Raw genomic sequence first — 6,320 nt, forward strand, 5'->3', positions numbered from 1 at the left:
CAGGAGTCGTCCGCTGATGTCATTGCTGCGTGGCGGTGATGCGTTCCCCCCTCTTGAACTGGTCGAGGTGGGAGGACCACGCCGAACGATCCCTGCCGAATTCGCCGGGCAGTACAGCGTGGTCCTCTTCTCACGCGGGGCAAGCTGCAGGTCCTGCGTAGAGCAGCTGCGTGCGTTCCAGCGCGGCCTACGGCGCCTGTCCGCCGTGGATATCGCCGTCGTCGCGCTGACTGCGGACGAGGAGCCAATGATCACGGAGCTCGTGTCGCGCTATGGCCTGACCTTTCCGATCGGACACAGCACCGATGTGGGGCAGATCGCCGCCACGACCGGAGCGTTCGTCACCATGGACCCGCCCCAGCTGCAGACAACCGGATTCGTGCTGGATCCCGACGGGAAGGTCGTGATCAGCGTGTACTCCTGTGGAACGTTAGGACAGCTCCTTCCCGACGACGTCCTCGAACTCGTCCGGGAGTTGCCCCAGCATGCGGATGCGACTCGGCAAGAGGCGGAGAGATGAAACCGATCGATGGCGTCTCGAGAGCGCGAACGCAACCCACAGCGAGCGCCGACGGCAAGGATGAGCGTGGCCAGAACGGCATTCCAGAGCGCCCCCTCTTGACCATTCCACGGCAGGAGTGACGATGGCCACGTCTCCCAACGCCTCAGGTGCCGCTGGTACCGCCGTCTGGGAGGAGCTCGCTCAGGAGGTGCTTCACAGAAACCCACGCGGCCGAATACTCGTCGCCATCGACGGCGTGGACGCTGCAGCCCGCACGCACTTCGCCAACACGCTAGCGGCAGCGCTGCGCGCAGTGGGACGTAACGCGACTCGTCTCACCGCAGCACCGTTCACGGACGACGATACGGTCCGAACCATGCTGCGCATGTTCCGCCTCAACGGACCTGAGAGCGGGTTCACTGACGCGTCTGAGCACACGGTGCTGATTGTCGACGGCTGGTCGCTGCTGCGCTCCAGTCTGCGTTCGGCGTGGCACTTCACCGTCTTCCTCGACGGCGGCGGGCCGGCCCATCCAGACACCCGTGAACGGCATCTGCGCTACATGCGCGAGGACACTCCACGCGAAGCGTCCGATGCCGTGTACGACGTGAGCGACGGTATGCATCCCCAGCGCTTGTACTTCGACTCCTGCTGACGCGAGGATCGGGGCAATACGGCACGATCGTCTCACGCAGAAAGATGACGGCGCACGAGACGAACGCGGTCCTCGATACGCGGAAGCCTCGCTATGGATCGAGTCTCAACCGTCCACCGTATCGCTCAGCCGCCGGAGAACGGGGGCAGCACGTCCACCTGCGCGGAGACCGGTCGCGCGGGATCGCGTGAGGCGATGCCGTCGACGAGGAATGTCCCCTTTGCGACGACCGCTTCGAGTGCCGGGTGAGCTGTGAGGAGCGCGTCCTTCGCCTCTCCGAGGGACCTCGCCTCGACGTGTTCTTCTTCGCAGCCGGCCGCTTCAGCGGCGGCTGCGAAGTATCGGACGAGTATGCACGGCATCGTCAGCCTCCGATCGCTCCCATAGAACGGGCCGGTCGACGGAAGCTCTTCTCATCCATCCCGTGCCCAGCCTGTTTATCCCACATCGTCGCCCGCCACGCGTCGGCGATGGCGGCATCGTCTGCTCCACTGCGCAGCATCGTGCGCAGGTCCGTCTCGTCGTCACCGAATAGACATGAACGTACCGAGCCTTCGGCTGTCAGCCGTGTACGGTCGCACGCTTCGCAGAAGCTGCGCGTCACGGATCCGATGATGCCGACGGTCGCCGGGCCACCCTCGACGAGCCACTCCTCTGCAGGAGCGGACGGGTCTTCACGGCCGGCCGGGGTCAGTCGATAACGGCGTCCGAGCACGGAGAGAAGCTCTTCGGCGGAGACGAGGTGGTCTCTGCGCCAGGTCTGATCAGCATCCAGCGGCATCTGTTCGATGAACCGCAACCGCACACCGTTGGCAAGCGCCCACGCCAGCAGGTCGGGAGCATCCGCGAGGGTCTCGCGCAGCGCCACCGCGTTGATCTTGATCGGGCTGAGCCCTGCGTGCTGTGCCGACTCGATCCCCCTGAGCACGGCTGGCAGGCGATCGCGTCGGGTGACGGCGGCGAAATGCTCGCGGTCGATCGTGTCCAGCGACACGTTGATCCGCGTCAGTCCGGCCTCCACAAGCTGCGGCGCCTTGCGATCGAGGCCGATCCCATTGGTCGTCATCGACACGGGCACGCCCGGCACGACTGTGGTCGTCCGGCGCACGATCTCGACCAGATCCGGTCGCGTAAGCGGCTCGCCGCCGGTGAAACGCACCTCGCGTACTCCGAGATCGTGGACGGCTATTGTGACCAGGCGCGCGATCTCTTCCGGAGTCAGCAACTCCCCGCGAGGGACTACGGGCAGGCCTTCCGCCGGCATGCAGTATGTGCAACGCAGTGAGCAGGCGCTGGTGATCGATACACGCAGGTCTCGCGCGATGCGCCCGAACCTGTCTACGAGAAGAGGTGTCTCGGGTCGGCCGATCGTTGAGCGCGCGCGATTGCGAACGGTCGGCATGCCGAGCGCAACAGGGCACATGGTCACAGACTTCTTCTCGATGTTTGCGGGAACCGAGGCCGCCTAGTGGGGCGTCCTGTTCCACAGTGTGGTCGGCGCAATCGCCTGTTTTCACCCCTGGGCTCATCACCTGCAGTCATGGGCAAGTTCCGCGCAGGACTAGGCGATCAGCGAGAGAGCTCCCGCAATATCGTCGGTTGTGTACAGCCAGACGACACGGAAGGGGCGATGTATGTCGTTCACTACTCGCGGATTCGCGGGACGTCGGCGTGGTCCCGATGATCAGCTCCCTCCGGGACAGACGCTGTTCGAGAACTGGCCGGTGCTCACTGCCGGTCCCACGCCCTATGTCGATACCGAGACGTGGGATTTCGCGATCCTCGATGAAACCGGTACCGAGCATCACTGGAACTGGGAGCAGTTTCTGGCGCTCGGTGCCGAGGACATCACGGTCGACATCCACTGCGTCACGCACTGGTCCAAGCTCGACATGGCCTGGCGCGGGGTGAGCCTGGACAAGCTGTTCGAGAACGTCGAGACGTCCCATGATTACGTCATGGCGCACTCCTACGGCGGGTACACCACGAATGTGCCGCTCGAGGATCTCCTGGACGGCAAAGCCTGGATCGCGACCGAGGCCGAAGGCGCTCCCCTCGACGCGGAGCACGGCGGGCCGGCACGTCTTCTCATCCCGCATCTGTACTTCTGGAAGAGCGCGAAATGGGTCCGTGCGCTGACGATGATGCCGACGAACGACCCTGGGTTCTGGGAGCAGAGCGGCTATCACATCTACGGTGATCCGTGGAAGGAAGAACGCTACTGGTGATGGAGCAGACCCGGCTCGCTCCGCCTCGCCCCCGCGTGAGGCCGGCGTGGTTCGTCGCCACGGTTTCAGAGGTCCGCCCGGAGACGCCGACCGCGGTGCGGCTGGTGCTCGATGTTCCGGGCTGGCCAGGGAGCGAGGCGGGAAGTCATCTCGATCTACGCCTGACCGCTCCGGACGGCTACCAAGCGACGCGGTCGTACTCGATCGCATCCTCAGAGCCGGGCGGAACGATCGTCCTCGCGGTCGATGAGCTGCCCGATGGCGAGGTGTCACCGTTCCTCGTCCGCGAACTGCGCGCCGGTGATCAGATCGAGGTCCACGGACCGCTGGGATCGTTCTTCCTCTGGCGCCCGGGACAGAGCCAGCGCCCCGTGCAGCTCATCGCCGGCGGGTCAGGCGTCGTTCCCCTCTACGCGATGGCAGCCTCCCATGCGGCCGCGTCCGATCCCGTTCCGTTCCGGCTGCTGTACTCGGTGCGTACGCCCGAAGACATCTATTTCCACCATGAGCTCCTCGAACTGTCGGACGGGTCGTTCGCCATGGACCTCGTGTATACGCGACGAGCGCCAGCCGGATGGCAGGAGCCCGTCGGACGGCTCACAGAGTCGACTGTCGCCGCGCGGACGCTCCCCCCGGAAGACCGTCCGCGCATTTTCGTGTGCGGTTCGACAGGCTTCGTCGAAGCCGTCGCGCCGTGGCTCGTGAAGCTCGGTCATGCGCCGCAAGACATCCTCACCGAACGATTCGGAGGCCTATGATGACCAGCCATCTTGACGGCAACATCCTCTCCGGGACTCTCGCCGAGTTCCTCGTTCCAGACGCAACGATGATCGAGGGACGCTGCGGAGGTTGCGGGCATATCGCGCCCCTTGGCGAATCAGTCGTGTATCCGGACGCTCCGGGGCTGGTCGTACGCTGCAACACGTGCAGCCATGTGCTGGCGACGATCATCGACGCCGGTGAACGACTCTTCCTCAGCTTTGCGGGGCTGACCGCGTTCGCGATGAAGAGGGATCAGGTTGAGGAGCCGGTCTCTGTCGCGTAGGCCCTGAGCTGTGCGATAGCCATGTCGAGAGCAGCACGCATCGGATAGATGTCTCGGCTCGCCTTCGCCAGAAGATAGCCTCCCTGGAGTGCCGACAGCAGCCCACTGGCAAGCGCTCGCGAGTCCGCATCGCTGCGCAACACGCCGCGTGTCTTCAGCCTCTCCACGGCATCGATCAGCATCTCCAGCCACTCATCGAAGTGGGCAGCGATCGCGCGGCGGGCATCCTCGTTGTGGTCTGCGATCTCGTTCGCCAGAGACCCGAGCGGGCACCCGTATGCGCCGTTGCGTAGCGCGTTCCGTTCGACGAGCTCGTCCCGCCACAGCTCGAACCCGCGCAGGGACTCCACTCGTCGAAGGCGTCGGCGCTGCTGCGTCAGGACGTCCTCTGCCCGGGTCTCGATGACTTCCTTTCACGAGTGCGTCCTTGTCGGCGAAGTGCTGATAAACCTGAGACTTCGATGTCGCACTGGCGGCTCGGACGTCGGCGAGGGTCGTCGCGGCGACACCTCGCTCATACATCAGCTGGTTCGCTGCGTCGACGATACGTGCCCTCGTTGCCGCCCCTTTCGGCGTCAACCGGCGTGCACTCGTTCCGTCGGCAGTCACGCCTCCAGGGTAGTCTCCCCCGTCCGCAGGGATCGAAGTCGTCCGTCACGCGATGCCAGCCCGGCCGGTCCAGTCAAGCCCCGCGGAGCGGGAGGCTCGCATCGCATGCCCTCATAATAATGGACCTTTGAGTCCTTCTCCAAGTCGACCCGGATCATGTGAAGCAATCCGCGCCGCCTGCGTTTTCATGCTTCTAGAACCTCTCCTCGTTCGACACTCGGTTCGCGCTTTGGTCTGGCGAGTCCTTTTCTGTCGTCGTAGGCTGGTGGTCATGATGTGCGGGAAGCCACGCGGTTCACGGATCTTCCGTGTGCGCGAGAACGTCCGAGCCAAGGGCTCGATGCCGGCGCCCGCGCGCGCCCGTCCGCGAGAACGTTGCGTGCTCCGCAGGAGAGGGGCGTTCGGTGGACCTGCCTGTCAAGCTCGGTGACGCACAAGAGTTTCTGATGCTCGTTCCTTCCCCTCTTGCGGAGCGGGTGGCTGAGGACGAGCGTCTGGTCGTGGCGGCCTATCGGTTTCGTCGGGGCCTGGGCATCCGGGCCCGCCGGGCGCTGGCTTCACGGATCGAGCATGAGGTGACCGCCGCGCTGCACATCGTTCGGCCTGGAACGGTGGTGGTGGCCTTCGACGGTGCCGGCACGATGTCTCGGGCCCGTGTACACAGGTTGGCGAGCGGTGTGGTCGGTGAGGTGAGCAGGAGCGCCACCAATCTCGTCGGCGTGGACACGACTGTGATTGGAGTCGTGGTGATGTCGCCGGCCGAGCGAGATCTCGCCGCCGCGTGCGTGCGGCATGTCGCAGCGCAGCCACCGCACCGGGGCGACGGGCTCGTCTTTCACGCCAGCGATCTCCGCCGGGCAAACATCTACGAACTGATCGAGGAAGCAGTCCTGTGATGTCGGTCAGCTCTCCGCGTGGTCACGGCGAAGACTACCTGTTAGTCATCTACCAGCGTCGGAATGCCTCGGTCCTGTCGCTGCAGGGGCGGGACACCGAGCTGACTCCGGGGAGCATCGTCGTTGTCCCCCGCTCAACGGTGGGGAGTGCAATGCCCGCCGAGGACGCCGATCGCATGATCGTCGAGCTGCCGTTGGGTGTGGTGGGGTTGACGGCGGATCAGATCGGCGAGGTCTCTGGGGTGGATCTGCGTGAGCGGACCTCGCTGGCGGCGCTGCTGCAGTCCGTGCTCGGGGGCGTGATGGACTCCGAGCTCAGCCTGCGCGACGAGGTGGACGTGTTCGCGCCTGTCGCCGACCTGCTGAAAGTGACCCTGCTCAACCC

10 protein-coding genes are annotated in these 6,320 nt (G+C 65.1%); 7 read left to right on the forward strand and 3 right to left on the reverse strand.

The features are described 5' to 3' along the window. The first annotated feature begins 16 nt into the window (after positions 1-16). Both J4Z35_RS10170 and J4Z35_RS10175 read left to right on the forward strand, forming a co-directional pair. On the forward strand, positions 17-520 hold the full coding sequence (locus J4Z35_RS10170) for a redoxin domain-containing protein (protein WP_074040877.1): 504 nt from the start codon (positions 17-19) through the stop codon (positions 518-520). Between the two features lie 124 nt (positions 521-644). Next, complete coding sequence (locus J4Z35_RS10175; RefSeq protein WP_131941899.1) at positions 645-1,157, forward strand: hypothetical protein; 513 nt, start codon at positions 645-647, stop codon at positions 1,155-1,157. Positions 1,158-1,282: 125 nt separating this feature from the next. Here the strand turns inward: J4Z35_RS10175 and J4Z35_RS10180 are convergent, their stop codons facing one another. Both J4Z35_RS10180 and moaA read right to left on the reverse strand, forming a co-directional pair. After that, positions 1,283-1,519 (reverse strand): MoaD/ThiS family protein, encoded by a 237-nt coding sequence (locus J4Z35_RS10180; protein ID WP_074040879.1) that lies wholly within the window; start codon positions 1,517-1,519, stop codon positions 1,283-1,285. A 2-nt stretch (positions 1,520-1,521) separates the two neighbouring features. Then, positions 1,522-2,580: a GTP 3',8-cyclase MoaA gene (gene moaA, locus J4Z35_RS10185; protein WP_074040880.1), complete on the reverse strand. Its 1,059-nt coding sequence runs from the start codon at positions 2,578-2,580 to the stop codon at positions 1,522-1,524. Positions 2,581-2,791: 211 nt separating this feature from the next. Here moaA and J4Z35_RS10190 point away from each other — a divergent pair, with 211 nt between their 5' ends. Genes J4Z35_RS10190 through J4Z35_RS10200 form a run of 3 tightly spaced genes read left to right on the forward strand, consistent with a single transcriptional unit; the run spans position 2,792 to position 4,430 of the window. Beyond that, a complete protein-coding gene (locus J4Z35_RS10190; protein ID WP_046454460.1) occupies positions 2,792-3,385 on the forward strand; it encodes a molybdopterin-dependent oxidoreductase in 594 nt (197 codons plus the stop codon). Then, complete coding sequence (locus tag J4Z35_RS10195) at positions 3,385-4,143, forward strand: FAD-binding oxidoreductase (protein WP_074040881.1); 759 nt, start codon at positions 3,385-3,387, stop codon at positions 4,141-4,143. Before J4Z35_RS10190 ends, J4Z35_RS10195 begins: the two co-directional genes overlap by 1 nt. Continuing rightward, positions 4,143-4,430 (forward strand): DUF6510 family protein, encoded by a 288-nt coding sequence (locus tag J4Z35_RS10200; protein WP_131941901.1) that lies wholly within the window; start codon positions 4,143-4,145, stop codon positions 4,428-4,430. The genes J4Z35_RS10195 and J4Z35_RS10200 overlap by 1 nt, the downstream gene beginning before the upstream one ends. On the opposite strand, the gene J4Z35_RS10205 is transcribed toward J4Z35_RS10200, so the two are convergent. After that, positions 4,400-4,780, reverse strand: a complete 381-nt coding sequence (locus J4Z35_RS10205; RefSeq protein WP_235006249.1) for a TetR family transcriptional regulator C-terminal domain-containing protein — start codon at positions 4,778-4,780, stop codon at positions 4,400-4,402. The genes J4Z35_RS10200 and J4Z35_RS10205 overlap by 31 nt on opposite strands. Before the next feature lie 663 nt (positions 4,781-5,443). On the opposite strand from J4Z35_RS10205, the gene J4Z35_RS10210 reads away from it, so the two are divergent. Continuing rightward, positions 5,444-5,935: a hypothetical protein gene (locus J4Z35_RS10210; protein WP_074040882.1), complete on the forward strand. Its 492-nt coding sequence runs from the start codon at positions 5,444-5,446 to the stop codon at positions 5,933-5,935. Then, the coding region (locus tag J4Z35_RS10215) for a hypothetical protein (RefSeq protein ID WP_347813546.1) at positions 5,821-6,320 on the forward strand (500 nt) is incomplete at its 3' end. The genes J4Z35_RS10210 and J4Z35_RS10215, both read left to right, overlap by 115 nt.

It is taken from the genome of Dermacoccus sp. NHGro5, from assembly GCF_017565385.1.
In the GTDB taxonomy this organism is placed as follows: domain Bacteria; phylum Actinomycetota; class Actinomycetes; order Actinomycetales; family Dermatophilaceae; genus Dermacoccus; species Dermacoccus nishinomiyaensis.